An 18409-nucleotide genomic window follows, 5' to 3' on the forward strand; every position below is an offset into this window, starting at 1 on the left:
TCTCCTCGCCTGTCTCCTCGCGGACGGGTGGTGGGTGTGAGACTACGGGCATGCCGATGGGTGAGCCGCGCGACGTGCGCGCCGCTGGTGCCGTGGTGACGCGCAAGGCCGGGTCGAAGGAGCCGCAGGTGCTGCTCGTGCACCGGCCGAAGTACGACGACTGGTCGTTCCCCAAGGGCAAGCTCGACCCGGGCGAGCACGAGGTGACCGCCGCCGTGCGGGAGGTCGCCGAGGAGACCGGGCTCGACGTCCGGCTCGGCCCGGCGCTGACTCCCCAGCGCTACCGGATGTCCAGCGGTCGCTGGAAGCACGTCGACTACTGGACCGCGAAGGTCCTCGGCAGTGACGACGTCGGGCGCTACCGCCCCAATGACGAGATCGACCTCGTGGAGTGGGTGCCGTGGAAGGCCGCGACGACGCGGCTGACCTACCCCCACGACCGTGAGACCCTCGCCGAGGCGCACCCGCTCCGCCGGCGTACGCACGCCCTGGTCGTGCTGCGGCACGCCAAGGCCCGCTCACGCGGGGGCTGGCGCAAGGACGACCGGCTGCGGCCGCTGCTCCAGCTCGGCGAGGCCCAGGCCGAGCGGCTGGTGCCGCTGCTCTCCGCCTTCGACGTGACGGCCGCCCACACCTCGTCGAGCGTGCGCTGCGTGCAGACCGTGAGGCCGTACGTCGACACCACGGGGTGGCCGACCAAGCTCTACGACGAGCTCAGCGAGGAGCACGCGAGCGCCGACGGCGTGGTCGAGCTCGTCGATGCGCTGCTCCACGGCTCGGAGGGTGTCGTGCTGTGCACCCACCGCCCGGTGCTGCCGACCGTCATCGACGCCCTCGGGGTCGACGACGTCGACCTCGAGCCGGGCGCGATGCTCGTGGTGCACCACCGCAGGGGCCGGGTCGTGGCGACCGAGGTCCGGCGGTCCTGATAGACCTGTAGGTCCGCCCCGGTCAAGGGTCGCGGGCCGAGTTCATGTGATCGCCGTCTCACCTACGGTGCAGCGACGCCATCCGGTCCGGTCGAGTTCACGCTGCGTTCACCGACGGCGCCGTGGTCGTTCTCCTGACGTCCCTAACGTCCCCGACGTCAGCACTCATCAGACTCATCAGGAGCAACCGAAGTGAATCGCACTTCTTCCCGCACGCTGCTCGCCCCCAGCGTGGCGCTGCTTGCCCTCACGATCTCCCTCAGCGCCTGCGGCGCGAGCAACGAGACCGGCGACACCGGCACCGACAGCGGCTCGAGCGAGACGTCGGGCCTCTCCGGCGATCTGAACGGCGCCGGCGCCTCCTCGCAGGAGAAGGCGCAGGGCGCCTGGGCCACCGGCTTCCAGGGCATGAACGACGGCAACGTGACCGTCAACTACGACCCCGTCGGCTCCGGCGACGGTCGCACCAACTTCATCGAGGGCGGCGTCAGCTTCGCCGGCTCCGACTCCTACCTCAACGACGACGAGGGCGAGCTCACCGCCGCCAAGGAGCGCTGCAACGGCGAGGACCCGATCGAGGTCCCGGCCTACGTCTCGCCGATCGCGGTCACGTTCAACCTCGAGGGCGTCGACTCGCTCAACATGGACGCCGACACGATCGCGCAGATCTTCGACGGCAAGATCACGAAGTGGAACGACCCGGCCATCGCCGAGATCAACGCCGACGTCGACCTCCCCGACACGGCCATCACGCCGGTCCACCGCTCGGACGACTCGGGCACGACCAAGAACTTCACCGACTACCTCGGCAAGGCCAGCTCGTCGTGGTCCTACGAAGCCGAGGACGCCTTCCCGGTCAAGGGTGGTGAAGCGGCCGAGGGCACCTCGGGCGTCATCTCCGCCGTCTCCGGTGGCGACGGCACCATCGGCTACGCCGACGAGTCGCAGGTCGGCGACCTGTCGGTCGTCTCGGTCAAGGTCGGCGAGGAGTACGTCGCCCCGTCCGCCGAAGGCGCCGCGCTGGTCGTCGAGGCCTCCCCGGCCGCCGAGGGTCGCGCCGACGTCGACATGGCCGTCGACATCGACCGCACCACCACCGAGGCCGGTGCCTACCCGGTGGTCCTGCTGAGCTACCTCATCGCCTGCCAGACCTACGAGGACCAGGCCGAGGCCGACCTCGTGAAGGGCTACCTCTCCTACATCGTGTCCGACGAGGGCCAGCAGGCCGCCTCGGAGGAGGCCGGCTCCGCGCCGCTGTCCGCCACGGTCGCCGAGAAGGCCCAGAGCATCGTGGACGCGATCTCCGCCGGCTGATCCACTGGTCCGGGGGCCTGCCCCCGTACCGCCCAGCACCGCGTGCGGCGGACCGAGATGACTCGGTCCGCCGCACCGGCGCATGACACCACTGAATGAGGTAGCACGTGGCAACCACTGTCGTTGCTGAGGACACCGCCCGGGCCAGGTCCCGGCTCGGCGACCGGGTCTTCTCCCGGCTCGCCCTGTCGGCCGGCATCGCGATCCTGGCCGCGCTCGCCGCGGTCTTCATCTTCCTGGCGATCGAGGGCATTCCCGGCCTCGCCAAGCCCGCCGAGTTCTACGGCGACGCGAGCAACTTCTGGGGCTACGTCGCCCCGCTGCTGTTCGGCACGGTGCTGGCCGCGATCATCGCGCTGATCGTGGCCGTGCCGCTGTCGTGGGGGATCGCGCTGGTCGTCAGCCACTACGCCCCCAAGCGGGTCGCGACGCCCATCGCGTACGTCATCGACCTGCTCGCCGCGGTGCCCTCGGTGGTCTTCGGCCTGTGGGGCATCAGCGTGCTGGCCCCCCGGCTGACCCCGGCCTACGCGTGGCTGGACGAGAACGCCGGCTGGGTGCCGTTCTTCGCCGGCCCCGCCTCCACCACCGGGCGCACCATCCTCACCGCCGGCATCGTGCTGGCGATCATGATCATCCCGATCATCACCGCGATCTCACGCGAGGTCTTCGCGCAGACGCCGCGGCTGCACGAGGAGGCCGCGCTCGCCCTCGGTGCCACGCGCTGGGAGATGCTGCGGCTCGCGGTCTTCCCCTACGCCCGCTCCGGCATGGTCTCCGCCGTCATGCTCGGACTGGGTCGCGCGCTCGGCGAGACGATGGCGGTCGCGATGGTCCTCTCCGCAGGCGGCGGGATCTCGTTCAACCTGATCTCGAGCACCAACCCGGCCTCGATCGCGTCCAACATCGCCTCCAACTACAAGGAGGGCACGCCGGGCAAGATCCAGGTGCTCATCGCCACCGGACTGGTGCTGTTCCTGGTCACCTTCCTGGTCAACTTCGCCGCCCGCTGGGTCGTCCAGCGCAGCGAGAGGAGGCTCGCCCGATGAGCACCGTCACCCCCACCACTCCCGTCCGGCCCCGCTCCGAGGCGGTCTCGTTCACCGCCGCGAAGCTCCCGCGCTTCGCCCCGGCCCTCGTGGCCGTCGTGGCAATCGCAGCCGCCGCGCTCCCGGTGCTCTTCATGGGCGCCGGGGCCATCACGTGGGCGGTCCTCGCCGGCATCGTCTACCTCGTCGCGCTGCCCCTCTGGGCGCGCGCCGTCGAGGGCTCGCGCGGTGCCACCGACCGACTGGTCACGGGTCTCGTCTGGGCCGCCTGCGCCGTCGCGATCGTCCCGCTGGTCTCGCTGCTCTGGACCGTCGTCGACCGCGGGCTGCCGGCGATCAACACGACCTTCCTGACCTTCTCGATGTACCGCACTGACCTCGACCAGGAGGTCGGGATCTACCACGCGCTGATCGGCACCCTGCTGATCACGCTGTTCGCGGCGCTGATCTCCGTGCCCATCGGGATCATGGCCGCGATCTACCTCATCGAGTACGGCAAGGGCAACCGCCTGGCGCGGTGGATCACGTTCCTCGTCGACGTGATGACGGGCATCCCGTCGATCGTCGCCGGCCTCTTCGCCTTCGCGCTCTTCATCCTGCTCTTCGGGCCCTCGACGCGGATGGGCTTCGGCGGCTCGGTGGCCCTGTCCCTGCTGATGATCCCGATCGTCGTGCGCTCCACCGAGGAGATGCTCCGCCTCGTGCCCGACGAGCTGCGCGAGGCGTCGTACGCCCTCGGGGTGCCGAAGTGGCGCACGATCGTCAAGGTCGTGCTGCCGACCGCGCTCGGCGGCATCGTCACCGGCGTCACGCTGTCCATCGCCCGCGTCGTCGGCGAGACCGCGCCGCTGCTGCTGATCGCGGGTCTGACGACCAGGACGAACTTCAACGTCTTCGCCGAGCGGATGACGACGCTGCCGGTGCTGATCTTCACGCAGAACGCCAACCCCGGCATCGCCGAGACTCCGGGCGGGATCCGTCCGGGCATCGAGATCGCCTGGGGCGGCGCGCTGGTGCTGATCGTGATCGTGATGCTCCTCAACATCGTGGCGCGCACGATCGGCGCGATCTTCGCCCCCAAGACCGGCCACTGAGCCGCCATCCCCTTTCGTAGAGACAAGAGAGACCCACCCCCATGGCCAAGAGCATCACCGTCGACGACCTCGACATCTACTACGGCGACTTCCTCGCCGTGCAGGGCGTCAGCATGACCGTCAAGGCGCGGTCGGTCACCGCCTTCATCGGCCCGTCCGGCTGTGGCAAGTCGACCTTCCTGCGCTCCCTCAACCGCATGCACGAGGTGATCCCCGGTGCCCGCGTGGAGGGCAAGGTGATGGTCGACGGCCAGTCGCTGTACGACAGCGCGGTCGACCCCGTCGCCGTACGCCGTCAGATCGGCATGGTCTTCCAGCGGCCGAACCCGTTCCCGACGATGTCGATCTACGACAACGTCCTGGCCGGCAACCGGCTCAACTCCAAGAAGATGAAGAAGGCCGAGGCCGACGACATCGTCGAGCGCTCGCTCAAGGGCGCCAACCTCTGGAACGAGGTCAAGGACCGCCTCGGCAAGCCCGGCATGGGCCTCTCCGGCGGCCAGCAGCAGCGCCTCTGCATCGCCCGCGCGATCGCCGTCGAGCCCCAGGTCCTGCTGATGGACGAGCCCTGCTCGGCCCTCGACCCGATCTCGACCTCCGCCATCGAGGACCTCATCCACGAGCTGAAGTCCGAGTACACGATCGTCATCGTCACCCACAACATGCAGCAGGCGGCCCGCGTCTCCGACGAGACCGGCTTCTTCAACCTCAAGGCCGCCGGCCAGCCCGGCCACCTCGTCGAGTTCAACTCGACCCAGAAGATGTTCGCCAACCCCGACAACGAGGCCACCGAGGCCTACATCTCCGGCCGCTTCGGCTGATCCGGTAGTTCAGGGGAAGTCGGTCGTACGGGATCCCGCCTGGCGACCGTCTCGCCCTGAACTACGTCGCCGGTGGCCAGCGGTCGTTGGTCCGGGACCGGGGGTGCCCGGGGCCGCCCTCCACCTCGGTAGTTCAGGGTGAGGTGGCTGCGGATCCGAGTGCGTTACAACCGTCTCGCCCTGAACTAGCGGGGGGCTGTGGATGACCGCAGCGGCACCTGGGCCATCCGTACGACGCTGGTCCCATGACCGATCCCACGCCCGGCGCCAGGGCGCTGCGTGGCATCGGACCGCGCGAGGGTCTTCGTCCCGGGCTGGTGTGGCCGGCGGCCGTGGATCCGACGGCGATCGACGGACCCACCCGAGGCCAGGCCCGTGGCCCGCGCTACCGCAAGAGCTCCTTCGGGCTGTACGTCCCGGCTGAGGTGGACGGGACAGGGGAGCAGCGCATCGTCGAAGCCGCAGCGACCTACCGGGCCGGCGTGGTCACGGGTTGGGCCGGGCTGGCGTGGCTGGCGGCGCGCTGGTTCAAGGACACCGAGCGCCCGGTTCCGTTGGCGCTCCAGGCCGACGAAGGCACTTCTGCGCAACCGCACCTCGTCGCAGTCACGCAGGAGTTCCTTCACCCCGACGAGGTCATCAGGCTCGACGGTCTGCGCATCACGACTGCGCTCCGGAGCGTCTCATTTGAGATGCGGCATGCCCCGACTGTGCTGCAGGCGGCGCAGGCCTTCGCCATGGCGGCCTACGACGACCTCGTCTCGATCGAGGAGCTGCGCGCCTACTGCGCGACCCACCTCCCGCGGTGCACCGGTGTCGGCCGGGTCCGTGAGGCTCTCGCGCGACTCACGGAGAATGCGTGGTCTCCGACGGAGGTGTCGATGGCGTGGCACTGGAAGGACGAGCACCCGGAGGCAGGTCTGCTCCACAACTGCCCGATCTTCGATCGGTCGGGCCGCCACGTCGCCACCGTCGACGTGCTCGACCCGGATGGGGGCGTCGTGGGTGAGTACCACGGTGGACTGCATCTCGCCGGACAGCAGCGCGCGGAGGACGTGGTCCGGGAGGAGCGGCTGAGGGCCACCGGCCTCGAGGTGGTGGTGATGGTGTCACCGGACCTGAGTGATCCGACGGGGTTCCTGGCGCGCCTCGACTCGGCCTACGAGCGCGCGGTCGGGCGGACCAGGCGATGGACCGTCGAGCAGCCGCCATGGTGGACGGACACCTCGACCGTGGAAGCGCGACGCGCGCTCACAGGCGTACGTCGTGAGCGGCTGCTGCGCTACCGCAGCGCGGCCTGACCGCTTCGCCCGCGCTAGTTCAGGGCGAGATGGTCGTCGAACCGATCCCCGGGGAGCCGTTCCACCTTGAACTACCGCATCAGGGGAGGAAGAGGTGGGCCACCCAGTAGCAGATCGCGGCGGCGAGGGCGGCGGCCGGGAAGGTCAGCACCCAGGCGGTGAGGATCGACTTCGCGACACCCCAGCGGACGGCGGAGAGGCGCTTGGTGGCGCCGACGCCCATGACCGCGGAGGTGATGGTGTGGGTGGTGGAGATCGGCGCCTCGAAGACGTAGGACGTCGTGTAGAGGACCGAGGCCGCCACCGACTCGGCCGCGAAGCCGCGGGGCGGGTCGAGGTGGATGATGCGGCGACCGAGGGTGCGCATGATGCGCCAGCCGCCCGACCAGGTGCCGAGCGAGATGGCCGTCGCGGCGGCGAGGATCACCCAGAGCGGGAGGCCGTCGGACTCGGCGACGTAGCCACCGGTGAGCAGCGCCAGGAAGATCACGCCCATCGTCTTCTGGGCGTCCTGGAGACCGTGGCCGAGGGCCATCGCCGCGGCGGAGATGGTCTGGGCGACCTTGAAGCCGCGGTTGGCCTTGCTCGGGTTGGCGTTGCGGAAGGCCCACATGATGCCGAGCATCAGCGCGAAGCCGAGGCTGAACGCCACCACGGGCGAGACGAACATCGGGAGGACGACCTTCTCGAGCACCAGCGCCCAGTTGGCGGAGGCGCCGGCCGCGACCGCGGCGCCGACGAGGCCGCCGATGAGGGCGTGCGACGAGGACGACGGCAGGCCGTAGTACCAGGTGATGAGGTTCCACGTGATGGCGCCGAGGAGGCCGCACATCACGATCACCAGCCCGTGTGTCCCCGGCCCGGGGTCGATCGTGTCGGAGACGGTGTGGGCGACCTTCTGGCCCAGGAACGCGCCGACGAAGTTCATGACCGCAGCCATGGCCAGGGCCACGCGCGGCTTCAGCGCGCCGGTCGAGACCGAGGTGGCGATCGCATTGGCCGCGTCGTGGAACCCGTTGGTGTAGTCGAACACCAGGGCCACGACGACGACCGCGACGATGATCGCGATTTCCATCGAGTCAGGACTCCTTGACGGCGATCTGCTCCACGATGTTGGCGACCTTCTCGAAGGCGTCGATCGCCCCCTCGAGGGACTCGACGATGTCCTTCAGCTTCAGGACCTCGAGCGCCTCGTGCTCGCCGCTGAAGAGGTTGGCGAGGATGCGCCGGTAGGACTTGTCGCCGGTGTTCTCGAGACGGTTGATCTCGATCCAGTACTCGTCGAGCGAGGCCATCGACTCCAGCGACGGCATCGCCGCGGCGGTGAGCTCGGCGCAGCGCTGGAGCACCTCGACCTGCTGGGTCGTCTCCGGCGGCAGCGAGGTGACCTCGTAGAGGAGGACGAGGTCGACGGCCTCGTCCATCATGTCCATCACGTCGTCGAGCGCCGAGGCGAGGTTGTAGATGTCCTCGCGGTCGAACGGCGTCACGAAGGTGCTGTTGACGCGGCGCACGATCGAGTGGGTGGTCTCGTCGGCGGCGTGCTCGGCCTCGCGCATGCGCTGGGCGATGTCGGCCTTCGAGTTGCCGTCGGACAGCATCTCGCTGAGGAGCTGGGCCCCGACGACGAGGTGGTTGGCGGCTTCGCTGAACAGGTCGTAGAACGAGCTGTCGACAGGGCGGAACTTCAAACGCACGGTGAACTCCGGAGGGGGGACGGATGAACCGTGCTTCATGCTAGGGGGTGACCCGCGTGCGGGCGCAACCGCGAGCCCCCCTCGGGGCCGGTTGTGATGCGTACGACGTCAGTGCCGGCGGCGTCGCTGCCGCTGGATCAGCTCGTCGTGCAGGTGCCGCTCGCCGGAGTGCAGGTGCCACTCACCCTCGGAGTCGAGGTCCCACGCGGTCGTGCCGGGGTCGAGCGCGAGGTCGAGCAGCGCCCGGACCTCGTCGACCACGTGGTCGTCGCGCAGGCGTACGAGCACCTCGACGCGGCGGTCGAGGTTGCGGTGCATCATGTCGGCCGACCCGATCCACGCGGCGGGCTCGCCGCCGTTCTCGAACCAGAAGACGCGGCTGTGTTCGAGGAAGCGACCGAGCACCGACCGGACCCGGATGGTCTCCGACAGGCCGGGCACACCCGGACGCAGCGAGCAGATCCCGCGGATGATCAGCTCGACCCGCACCCCTGCCTGCGAGGCGAGGTAGAGCGCGTCGATGACCGCCTCGTCGACCACCGAGTTGGCCTTGATCCGGATGCCCGCCTCGCGGCCGGCCTGGTGGTGGGCGATCTCCTGGTGGATCTGCGCGACCAGCCCGTCGCGTACGCCGTGCGGGGCGACGAGGAGGTGCTCGTAGGTGCGGTTGCGGCTGATCCCCGACAGGTTGTTGAAGAGCAGGGCGACGTCCTCGCCGATCTCCGGGTCGGCGGTGAGCAGCCCGAGGTCCTCGTAGAGGCGCGCCGTCTTGGGGTTGTAGTTGCCCGTGCCGACGTGGACGTAGCGCCGGATCCCGTCCGGCTCGTCGCGCACCACCATCGAGAGCTTGCAGTGCGTCTTGAGCCCGACCAGGCCGTAGACCACGTGGCAGCCGGCCTGCTCGAGCTTGCGCGCCCAGCGGATGTTGGCCTGCTCGTCGAAGCGGGCCTTGATCTCCACGATGACCAGCACCTGCTTGCCGGCCTCGGCGGCGTCGATCAGCGCCTCGATGATCGGGCTGTCGCCCGAGGTGCGGTAGAGCGTCTGCTTGATCGCCAGCACGTGCGGGTCGGCGGCCGCCTGCTCGAGGAACCGCTGCACCGACGTCGCGAACGAGTCGTAGGGGTGGTGGAGCAGCACGTCGTGGCGCGCCACCGAGTCGAAGACGTCGACGGGGGAGGCGGACTCGACCTCGGCCAGGCTCGGGTGCGTCGACGGGAGGAAGCCGGCGTACTTCAGGTCGTCACGCGGCAGGTCCGCGATCGAGTGCAGGCCGGTCAGGTCGAGCGGTCCCGGCAGCGAGACCACCTCGTCGCGGCTGACGCCGAGCTCGGACACCAGCAGGTCGAGGACCTTGGGGTCCATCGACTCCTCGACCTCGAGGCGCACCGGCGGTCCGAAGCGGCGTCGCTGGAGCTCCTTCTCGAGCGCCTTGAGGAGGTTCTCCGCGTCGTCCTCCTCGACCTCGAGGTCCTCGTTGCGGGTGACCCGGAAGGTGTGGGCGCCGAGCACCTCCATGCCGTTGAAGAGCTTCTTGAGGTGCTCGCCGATCACGTCCTCGATCGGCACGAACCGCTGGTTGCCGAGCTCGACGAAGCGCCCGAACGTCGGCGGCACCTTCACGCGGGCGAAGTGCTCGGTGCCCGTCTTGGGGTGGCGTACGACGACCGCGAGGTTGAGCGACAGCCCCGAGATGTAGGGGAACGGGTGGGCGGGGTCGACGGCGAGGGGGGTGAGGACGGGGAAGATCCGGTCCTTGAACAGCTTCTTGCAGACCTTCTGCTCCTCGCGGTCGAGCTCGGCCCAGCGGACGATCTCGATGCCCTGCGCGCCCAGCTCGGGCAGCAGGTCCGCGAACGCGCGCGTGTGCCGCTCCATCAGCTCACGGCTGCTGGTCCACAGCTGCTCGATCTGCTCGCGCGGCATCAGCCCGCTGGCCGCGCGGACCGCCACGCCGGCGGCGATCCGGCGCTTGAGGCCGGCGACGCGGACCATGAAGAACTCGTCGAGGTTGCTGGCGAAGATCGCGAGGAACCGGGCCCGCTCGAGCAGCGGCAGCCGCGGGTCCTCGGCGAGCTCGAGCACCCTCTGGTTGAAGCGGACCCACGAGACCTCGCGGTCGATGAAGCGGTCGTCGAACTTCTCGACGGCCTCGATCTGGGCGGCGTCCGGCGTGTAGGGAGGCTCGACGTCGAAGGTGTCGGTGGGGTGGCCGAAGGGCTCCGCGACCGGACCCTCGTCGACGGACGGCGAGGTGGTGCTGGAGAGGGTGGCGGGGTCCGGCATGGGCCCAGTGTGGCACCGGGAGGTGAACGCCGGATGTCGATCTCCCGAGCAGATGGACTAGTAGACGAGCGCCTGCACGTCGTCCTCCAGCACCTGCTCGGCGAACACGGCCGCACCCGCGATCCGTACGCCCTCGCGGAGGTCGCCCTCGGTGATCCCGCGCCGCGCGGCGCACTGCGAGCACACCGTCACCGTCCCGGCGTCGAGCACGACCGACAGCAGCTGGTCGAGGGGCGTCGCGAGGTCGAGGGCGAACGCCTCCGCCCGTCCCGGGACGCCGAACCACGCCGCCTCGCCGGTGAGCCACAGCGACACCTCCGCGCCTGCGGCGGCGGCCGCGGCGGCGACCGTGAAGCCCTGGTTGAGGCGCTCGGCCTCCTCTGCTCCGCAGGTGACCTTGACGACGAGTGAGCGAGGCATCCGCCCAGACTAGAGTCAGCACATGCCCTTCGAGCTGCCGGACAACCTGCACCCCAACTGCGGCCCCGTCGCCTGGCTCCTCGGCACGTGGCGCGGCAACGGCCACGGCGCGTACCCGACGATCGAGTCCTTCCAGTTCGGCCAGGAGCTGATCTTCACCCACGACGGCCGGCCGTTCTTCCACTACATGTCGCGCGCGTGGATCGTCGACGAGGACGGCGAGTTCGTCCGCGACGCGGCCATGGAGACGGGCTTCCTGCGCTGCCCCGAGCCCGGCAAGGTCGAGTTCCTCCTGTCGCACAACATCGGCTTCTCGGAGATCTGGTACGGCGCTGCCGACGCCGGCAAGGTCGAGCTCCACACCGCCGGCGTCTCCTTCACCGAGACCGCCAAGGAGGTCACGGCCGGGTCGCGGATGTACGGCAACGTGGAGGGCGACCTGCTCTACGCCTACGACATGGCGGCCGTCGGCCAGGAGCTCCAGCCCCACACCTGGGCGCGCCTCCAGCGAGCATGAAGACCACCCCCATGAACGACGACCTCGCCACGCGGCTGAAGGAGCAGGGCCTGCGGCTCACCCCGCAGCGCCAGCTCATCCTGCGCGCCGTCGAGGACCTCCGCCACGCGACGCCCGACGAGGTCCTCGCCCACGTCCGCAGCCAGGTCAGCTCGGTCAACGCCTCGACGGTCTACCGCACGCTCGAGGTGCTCGAGGAGCTCGGGCTGGTCCGCCACGCGCACCTCAGCGACCGTGCGCCGACCTACCACTCCACCGTCGAGCACGAGCACGTCCACGCGGTGTGCCGGCGCTGCGGCACGGTGCGGTCGTACGACCCCGCTGTCGTGCAGCCCGTCGTCGACGCCCTCGCCGCGGACGGGTTCGTCGTCGACGTCGGCCACCTCGCGATCTTCGGCGAGTGCGCCGAGTGCGGGGCCACGGGCACTTGAGTCTCCTGGAGACTCACGGGCCACTGTGGGTCGCGGCCTAGACTCGGAGGCATGTCCAGCCCCCTCCTCGCCCTCCCCGGCGCCGTCGCCGGCGACGGCATCGACGCCGCGGTCGCCGCGCACTACGGCTCGTTCAACACCGAGCAGCGGACGCTGGCGCAGGGCGACGGCTTCGTGGACCTGTCCCACCGCGACGTCCTCCGCATCTCCGGGCCCGAGCGGCTGAGCTGGCTGCACAACCTCACCACCCAGTACTTCGACGGCCTCGCGCCCGGCACCTGGACGCAGGCCCTCGTGCTGAGCCCGCAGGGCCACGTCGAGCACGCCTTCGCAGGCGTCGACGACGGTGAGGCATTCACCGCCCACGCCGAGCCCGGCGCGGGTGCGGCCCTCGTCGAGTGGCTCGAGCGGATGAAGTTCATGACCCGCGCCGAGGTGTCGCTCGTCGACGACCTCGCCGTGATGTGGCGACCGGGTGACGGCGCCGGCCGCTACGACCTCGTGCCCCGCGACAAGCTCGAGGCGTACGCCGAAGCGGCCGGGCCGGCGGCGGGGCTCTGGGCCTTCGAGGCGCTGCGGATCGAGCGCGGTGAGCCGCGGTTCGGCCTGGACACCGACCACCGGACGATCCCCAACGAGGTCGGCTGGATCGGCCCGGCGGTCCACCTCGACAAGGGCTGCTACCGCGGCCAGGAGACGGTGGCGCGGGTCCACACGCTCGGCCGCCCGCCCCGCCGGCTGGTGCTGCTGCACCTCGACGGCTCCGAGAACCGGCTGCCGCCCGTCGGGTCGCCCGTGTCCCACGACGGTCGCGACATCGGCTTCGTCGGCTCGAGCGCGCGCCACCACGAGCTCGGCCCGATCGCGCTCGCCCTGGTCAAGCGCAACGTCCCGGTCGACGCGACGCTGACGGTCGACGAGATGCCCGCCGCGCAGGAGGTCATCGTCGACCCCGAGGTCGGCCTGCACGTCCGCCCCCTTCGCTGAGCGCCCGCCCGCCTGGTCAGGGGCGGCGGTACTGCACGTGGGTGTCCGCGTCCGCGTGCCCGAAACCGAGGCGGGAGTAGACGGCCACGGCCGGTGCGTTGTCGGACTCGACGTAGAGCAGCACCTCGTCGACGCCGAGGCCGGCGAGGTGGTGGAGCCCGGCGAGCGTGAGCAGCCGCCCGAGACCGCGGCCCTGGGCCTGCGGTGAGACGCCGACGACGTACACCTCACCCAGCGCGGCGTCGTGCTGCTTGGTCCAGTGGAACCCCAGCACCCCCGAGGCGTCCTCCGCCACCAGCAGGCCGGCGGGGTCGAACCACGGCTCGGCCATCCGGCGAGCCAGGTTGTCGCGGTCCATCGCGCCCTGCTCCGGGTGGCTCGCGAACGCGGCCGCGTTGACCGCGACGATCGCGTCGGCGTCCGCGTCGGTGTAGGACCGGATCCGCAGGCCCTCGGGGGAGTCGAGCGGCGGCAGCGGCAGCGAGGTGGGGCGCCGCATCACCCAGAGGTCGCGGACCCGCTCCCATCCGTACGCCCTCGCGAGCCGCGCCGCGGCCGGGTGGTTGCCGTGCGACCACGCGACCAGCGCGCCGTCGTACGACGCCACGCGCTGCAGCAGGTCGCCGCCCACGCCGCGCCCCCGCGAGTCGGGGTGCACCGCGAGGCTGAGGTCGCCGTCGTGCAGCAGGGTGAAACCGCCGTCCGCGACGGTGACCGTGGCGACGCCGTCGGCGAGCGCCATCCGGGCAGCCTCGTCGAGCGGCGAGGCGCCGTCAGCGGCCTCGGCGGCGTCCGCGATACGGGTGACCTCGGCGGCGGTGTCCATGGCCCCAACCTAGTCAGGCGTCGGTGCGTGCGGTGCTTCCGGAAGTCTCCGACGACGTCTCGCGCGAGGGCACCACGAAGCGGTAGCCGACGTTGCGGACCGTGCCGATGTGATGCTCGTGCTCGGTGCCGAGCTTGGCGCGCAGCCGCCGCACGTGCACGTCGACGGTGCGGGTGCCGCCGAAGTAGTCGTAGCCCCAGACCTCCTGCAGCAGCTGCTCGCGGCTGAAGACGCGGCCGGGGTGCTGGGCGAGGTACTTGAGGAGCTCGAACTCCTTGTAGGTGAGGTCGAGGGGGCGGCCGCCGATGCGGGCCGTGTAGGTCGCGTCGTCCACGACGACCTCGCCCCGGTGGATCACGTGGGCCGACGGGTCGTCCGCGGCCTCGGCGCCGGCGCGGCCGATCGCCAGCCGGATCCGCGCCTCGAGCTCGGCCGGCCCGCAGGTGTGGAGCACCACGTCGTCCATGCCCCAGTCGTGCGCGACGACGGCCAGGCCGCCCTCGGTGACGACGAGGAGCACCGGGGCATCGGCGCCGGTCGTCCGGATGAGCCGGCAGAGGTCACGCGCCGCGGCGAGGTCCTGGCGGCCGTCCACGAGGACCAGGTCGGCTGGGGGAGCGTCGAGCAACGCGCTGCCCTGGGCGGGCAGGATCTTCACGGTGTGCGAGAGCAGGGCCAGCCCCGGCAGCACCTCCGCCGAGGGCTGGAGCGCGCCCGTCAGCAGCAGGAGTGCACTCATGGCCGGACCTCCTCGGGTGCTGGGGCGATGAGGAAGGATATCCCGCATGGAAGCAGCGAGCGGGCGTGACGGGAGTCGTGAGACGGTCACCGTGCGCTACTGGGCAGGAGCCCGCGCCGCCGCGGGCACGGCCGAGGACTCCTTCGACGTCGACGGCGACGTGACCCTGGCCGACGTCGTCTCGCTCGTGCTCGAGCGCCACCCCGACGACCGGATGTCGCGCACGGTGGCCGTGTGCTCGGTCCTCCTCGGTGACCGCCCGGTCCGCTCGCAGGACCCGGCGACCGTGGTCGTGGCACCGGGGTCGGTCGTCGAGCTGCTGCCGCCCTTTGCCGGCGGGTGAGCAAGAAATCCCACGACCCCATGTTTGGGGAGTGACGGGAGTGGGCCATGATGCTCCCCGTTCGGAGTCCCATGGCTCCGCACGGGGGACGTGCCGGTCGGCGACGCACTGCGTCGTCGTACGGGCTCGCGCGGCCCCCTGCAGTGATCCGTTCGTCAAGGGGGAAACACCATGCAAGCTGGGTCAGGGGTGCGTTCGCGCCTCGTCTCGGTCGTGGCCGCGGGAGCGCTCGCCACGGCAGCACTGAGCACCATCTCCGTCGCGCCGGCCAACGCCGCCGTGATGGTCAGCGGCAGCACCATCGATGCTGCCGGCAACTACGTCGACGGCACGATCACCGTCTTCACCAGCGCCGGCGACGAGGTCGGCTCCTACGACACGCAGGCGGGCACGTTCGACATCCCGCTCAACGACGGTGGCTACAAGCTCGAGTTCTCCAACTCGCTGTTCAACAACGACTACGTCACCGAGTACTACCGCGACAAGGTCGACCTCGCCACGGCCGACGTCGTCACGGTCGCGGGTGCCGCCCAGACTCTGGCCCCGTGGACCATCGAGCGCCGCCCCAATGTCGTCGGCGCGGTCCGCACCAACGACGGCCGCGTGGTCCGGCAGGGCTACGTCGAGGCGTACGACGCCACGACCGGAAGCCAGATCGGCAGTGCGCCGATCGACCGTTCCGGCGCGTTCCGGGTGCCCGTCTACACGAGCGCGGCGTCCGTCAAGGTCTTCGTCCGCGGCACCGACCCGTCGACCGGGAAGTCCCTCGCCAGTGAGTGGTACAACGACAAGGCGACGTTCGCGAGCGCCGATGCCGTGACGCCCACCTCCGCCGGCGCCGACATCGGCGTCGTGTCGCTCGCACCCGCCGGGTCGATCTCGGGCCGGGTCACCAACGAAGCAGGCGCGCCCCTCTACCGCGTCGAGGCGTGCGCGAGCGCCAGCAACAGCGGCAACACGTGCGACTTCACCGACTCGAACGGCGTGTACACGATCGAGGGCGCGGGCACCGGCGACAACATCGTCTCCTTCGAGGACCCGATCGGTGAATTCACCGGTGAGTACTGGAACAACGTGCCGCTGAACTCCAGCACGTCGCCCAACGTCGTCACGGTCGCTCCCGGCCAGGCCGTGACCGGCGTCGACGCGGCCCTCGCGGCCGCTCCCGCCGCCGCCCCGCAGGGTGTCGACGTCAGCGGCACGGTCCGCGACGAGCTCGGCAACCTCGGTGTGGGCTACGAGATCAACCTCTGGGACACCCCAGCCGACCCGAAGTCCGCCAAGGTCGTCGCCTCGACCGTGAGCAGCCGGACCGGCCAGTACTACTTCACCCAGCTCGACAAGGTCCCCGGCGAGACGGAGTTCAAGATCCAGGTCGTGGGCGAGAGCCCGCGCGAGGACGGCGACTTCGCCCGTCGTACGACGTGGTCGGGCAACAAGGTCGGCTACAACACCGCAGCTCCTGTCGGCGTGGCGCCGAGCACGCTCGACGTCGTCCTGCCCGTCGCGGGCGGCGTGAGCGGCGCTGTCACCAGCGAGGCCGGCGGCCGTCCCGACGGCGCGGGAGTCACCTTCTTCGACGCCGGCAAGGACGACAGCTTCGCCGACGAGATCCTCGGCGATGGCTCGTACGACCAGCGCTCGCTGTGGGCCGGCACCTACACGGTGCGATTCTCGGCCACCGACCACGTCACGCAGTGGTGGAAGAACGCGACCCCCGACGAGGCGGTCACCATCACCGTGAAGCCGGGCCAGATGGTCACGGGGATCTCCGCGGTGCTGAGCAAGCAGGTCAAGGCGATCGAGCGGCCCGAGGTCAAGGGCGGCGCGTGGGTCGGCAAGACCGTCCGCCTCGACGAGGGCGCGTGGAACACCGAGGACACCTCGCGGTTCACCTACGAGTGGCTGGTCGGCAGCACCGTCGTGGGCACCGGTCCGTCGTTCAAGGTGACCAAGAAGCTCCTCGGCAAGAAGCTCATCGGTCGCGTCACCAACGACGCCGGCTTCGCCCAGGGGCAGGCCGTCACGAAGTCGACCCCCAAGGTCGGCTACCAGCCCAAGGTGAAGGCCAAGGTCTCGAAGAAGTCCGCGGCGATCACGCTGAAGGTGAAGCCGCTCAAGGCCAAGAAGGTCAAGGCCACCGTGAAGGTGTTCGAGATCGTCGGCACCAAGAAGAACGGTGACGACAAGCTCAAGAAGCTCGGCAAGGGCAAGATCGCCAACGGCAAGGGCGTCGTCCGCTTCACGAAGGCGCTCGGCAAGGGCAAGCACAAGCTCGTCTTCACCGTGAAGGGCAAGGGCAAGGTCGGTTCTGGCGACATCCAGAAGAAGGTCAAGCTCAAGCGCTGATCAGCGCTCCGCGCTCGCCCAGAGCGACACACGACGGCCCCTGCGGGAACACCCGCGGGGGCCGTCGGCGTTGGAGGCTGCATGACCTCCGGAGCCTGGATCGCCGTCACGGCCGTTGCGCTGGCGCTCGCGTTCGGGCTGTGGCGGCTCGCCACCGACGGTCGTTTCCGCGGCACCCACGCCGTACGCCGTTCCGGGGCTGTCGCTCCTCCCGACGACGCACCCGCCGAGCGGCCCGCTGCCGACCTGGTCGCCGCGCTGGGCGAGCCCTTGGGGGACCGGGCCACGCTGCTCCAGTTCTCCAGCGCCTTCTGCGCGCCCTGCCGGGCGACGCGCCGCGTGCTCGCCGAGGTCGCCAGTCTGGTCGACGGGGTGGCGCACGTGGAGGTCGACGCCGAGCACCACCTCGACGCGACCCGGGCCCTGTCGATCCTGCGTACGCCCACGACGGTCGTCCTCGACGCGACCGGCGCCGAGGTCACTCGAGCGACCGGAGCGCCTACGCGCGACCAGGTCCTGAGCGCACTGGCACGTCTGTGATCTCACGATGTGGATGGAGTGACCACATGACGAGACAGCGCGCGGATCGTCGCCCGGAGTCGCCTACTGTCGTCCGCATGTCCTCGACCATGCTCACCAAGCGCCGCGCAGTGGACCACTGCCGCGTGCGCTCGGCGCTGTGTCGAATGTCGTAGCGGTCCCGCCGCTCAACTGAGCCATAAAGTCCATGTAATTACTGGACTATGCTCCACGGTGGGATCCAGCGCCGGGCCACGCCCCGGCGTGCCCGGCCCTTGTGCTGCGCCGACCACCTCAGGAGAGACATGACCACGACCGCATCGCCCCACGCCGGGTCCGGCGTCGACCGCCCCGTCCGCGGCGTCGACCCGCGCGGCCCGCAGCTCGCGGCCGGCATCACCGCGGTGGTGCTGGTCGCCGTCCTGCTGCTGCCGCAGCCCGCCGCGACGGTGCTGCTCGCCGTGCAGGCGGTCCTGTTCGGGATCGGCGCGGTGCGTGGCGTACAGGCCACCCCGCACGCCTGGCTGTTCCGTACGTTCGTCCGCCCGCGGCTGGCGCCGCCCGCCGAGCTGGAGGCGCCTGAGCCGCCGCGCTTCGCCCAGGGGGTCGGCCTGGCCTTCACGCTCGTCGGGCTGGTCGCCTTCCTGGCTGGCGCGGGCCTCGTCGCCCAGGTCGCCGTGGGTGCCGCACTCGTCGCCGCCCTGCTCAACGCCGTCTTCGCCTTCTGCCTGGGATGCGAGGTCTACCTGCTCATCCGCCGCGTCATCGCAACCGCTTGATCGACACC

The 18409-nt window shown here is 70.4% G+C and carries 19 protein-coding genes; 13 read left to right on the forward strand and 6 right to left on the reverse strand.

Annotation, left to right across the window (positions count from 1 at the left end; all coding sequences use genetic code 11):
- Positions 1-50: 50 nt before the first annotated feature.
- The 6 genes from JI751_RS15675 (at position 51) to JI751_RS15700 (ending at position 6508) form a co-directional block, all read left to right on the forward strand.
- Positions 51-929, forward strand: coding sequence for an NUDIX hydrolase (locus JI751_RS15675; RefSeq protein ID WP_236666396.1), 879 nt, complete (start codon positions 51-53; stop codon positions 927-929).
- Positions 930-1121: 192 nt separating this feature from the next.
- Positions 1122-2243, forward strand: coding sequence for a phosphate ABC transporter substrate-binding protein PstS (gene pstS, locus JI751_RS15680; protein ID WP_201938776.1), 1122 nt, complete (start codon positions 1122-1124; stop codon positions 2241-2243).
- A gap of 107 nt (positions 2244-2350) precedes the next feature.
- Complete coding sequence (gene pstC, locus JI751_RS15685) at positions 2351-3292, forward strand: phosphate ABC transporter permease subunit PstC (protein ID WP_201938780.1); 942 nt, start codon at positions 2351-2353, stop codon at positions 3290-3292.
- Positions 3289-4386 (forward strand): phosphate ABC transporter permease PstA, encoded by a 1098-nt coding sequence (gene pstA / locus JI751_RS15690; protein ID WP_201938781.1) that lies wholly within the window; start codon positions 3289-3291, stop codon positions 4384-4386. Before pstC ends, pstA begins: the two co-directional genes overlap by 4 nt.
- A gap of 41 nt (positions 4387-4427) precedes the next feature.
- Complete coding sequence (gene pstB / locus JI751_RS15695; RefSeq protein WP_201938782.1) at positions 4428-5207, forward strand: phosphate ABC transporter ATP-binding protein PstB; 780 nt, start codon at positions 4428-4430, stop codon at positions 5205-5207.
- Positions 5208-5452: 245 nt separating this feature from the next.
- The gene (locus JI751_RS15700) at positions 5453-6508 is read left to right on the forward strand and encodes a hypothetical protein (RefSeq protein ID WP_236666397.1); all 1056 of its coding nucleotides are present in this window, start codon (positions 5453-5455) and stop codon (positions 6506-6508) included.
- Positions 6509-6587: 79 nt separating this feature from the next.
- Here the strand turns inward: JI751_RS15700 and JI751_RS15705 are convergent, their stop codons facing one another.
- The 4 genes from JI751_RS15705 to JI751_RS15720 all read right to left on the reverse strand — a co-directional run bounded on the left by JI751_RS15705 (position 6588) and on the right by JI751_RS15720 (position 10911).
- Positions 6588-7583, reverse strand: a complete 996-nt coding sequence (locus JI751_RS15705; RefSeq protein ID WP_201938783.1) for an inorganic phosphate transporter — start codon at positions 7581-7583, stop codon at positions 6588-6590.
- A gap of 4 nt (positions 7584-7587) precedes the next feature.
- Positions 7588-8205 (reverse strand): DUF47 domain-containing protein, encoded by a 618-nt coding sequence (locus JI751_RS15710; protein ID WP_201938785.1) that lies wholly within the window; start codon positions 8203-8205, stop codon positions 7588-7590.
- A gap of 108 nt (positions 8206-8313) precedes the next feature.
- On the reverse strand, positions 8314-10491 hold the full coding sequence (locus JI751_RS15715) for an RNA degradosome polyphosphate kinase (protein WP_201938787.1): 2178 nt from the start codon (positions 10489-10491) through the stop codon (positions 8314-8316).
- Between the two features lie 57 nt (positions 10492-10548).
- Positions 10549-10911 (reverse strand): DsrE family protein, encoded by a 363-nt coding sequence (locus JI751_RS15720; protein ID WP_201938789.1) that lies wholly within the window; start codon positions 10909-10911, stop codon positions 10549-10551.
- A gap of 22 nt (positions 10912-10933) precedes the next feature.
- Here JI751_RS15720 and JI751_RS15725 point away from each other — a divergent pair, with 22 nt between their 5' ends.
- The 3 genes from JI751_RS15725 to ygfZ are packed head-to-tail and all read left to right on the forward strand — an operon-like array spanning position 10934 to position 12846.
- Positions 10934-11428 (forward strand): heme-binding beta-barrel domain-containing protein, encoded by a 495-nt coding sequence (locus JI751_RS15725; RefSeq protein WP_201938790.1) that lies wholly within the window; start codon positions 10934-10936, stop codon positions 11426-11428.
- Positions 11425-11859, forward strand: a complete 435-nt coding sequence (locus tag JI751_RS15730; RefSeq protein WP_236666398.1) for a Fur family transcriptional regulator — start codon at positions 11425-11427, stop codon at positions 11857-11859. The genes JI751_RS15725 and JI751_RS15730 overlap by 4 nt, the downstream gene beginning before the upstream one ends.
- 51 nt (positions 11860-11910) lie before the next feature.
- Complete coding sequence (gene ygfZ / locus JI751_RS15735; RefSeq protein WP_201938791.1) at positions 11911-12846, forward strand: CAF17-like 4Fe-4S cluster assembly/insertion protein YgfZ; 936 nt, start codon at positions 11911-11913, stop codon at positions 12844-12846.
- Positions 12847-12862: 16 nt separating this feature from the next.
- On the opposite strand, the gene mshD is transcribed toward ygfZ, so the two are convergent.
- Together mshD and JI751_RS15745 are read right to left on the reverse strand one after the other, a co-directional pair.
- Positions 12863-13672: a mycothiol synthase gene (gene mshD / locus JI751_RS15740; RefSeq protein WP_201938792.1), complete on the reverse strand. Its 810-nt coding sequence runs from the start codon at positions 13670-13672 to the stop codon at positions 12863-12865.
- 13 nt (positions 13673-13685) lie between these two features.
- A complete protein-coding gene (locus tag JI751_RS15745; protein WP_201938793.1) occupies positions 13686-14411 on the reverse strand; it encodes a response regulator transcription factor in 726 nt (241 codons plus the stop codon).
- Positions 14412-14457: 46 nt separating this feature from the next.
- On the opposite strand from JI751_RS15745, the gene JI751_RS15750 reads away from it, so the two are divergent.
- The 4 genes from JI751_RS15750 to JI751_RS15765 all read left to right on the forward strand — a co-directional run bounded on the left by JI751_RS15750 (position 14458) and on the right by JI751_RS15765 (position 18401).
- Complete coding sequence (locus JI751_RS15750) at positions 14458-14754, forward strand: MoaD/ThiS family protein (RefSeq protein ID WP_201938794.1); 297 nt, start codon at positions 14458-14460, stop codon at positions 14752-14754.
- Positions 14755-14943: 189 nt separating this feature from the next.
- On the forward strand, positions 14944-17103 hold the full coding sequence (locus tag JI751_RS15755; protein ID WP_201938796.1) for a hypothetical protein: 2160 nt from the start codon (positions 14944-14946) through the stop codon (positions 17101-17103).
- A gap of 81 nt (positions 17104-17184) precedes the next feature.
- Positions 17185-17643, forward strand: coding sequence for a TlpA family protein disulfide reductase (locus JI751_RS15760; protein ID WP_201938797.1), 459 nt, complete (start codon positions 17185-17187; stop codon positions 17641-17643).
- A 284-nt stretch (positions 17644-17927) separates the two neighbouring features.
- Positions 17928-18401 carry a DUF4395 domain-containing protein gene (locus JI751_RS15765; RefSeq protein WP_201938798.1) on the forward strand — a complete coding sequence of 158 codons (474 nt, stop codon included), beginning with the start codon at positions 17928-17930 and terminating at the stop codon, positions 18399-18401.
- The last annotated feature ends 8 nt before the right edge of the window (positions 18402-18409 follow it).

The sequence above is a fragment of the Nocardioides baculatus genome (assembly GCF_016735675.1).
Taxonomy (GTDB): domain Bacteria; phylum Actinomycetota; class Actinomycetes; order Propionibacteriales; family Nocardioidaceae; genus Nocardioides; species Nocardioides baculatus.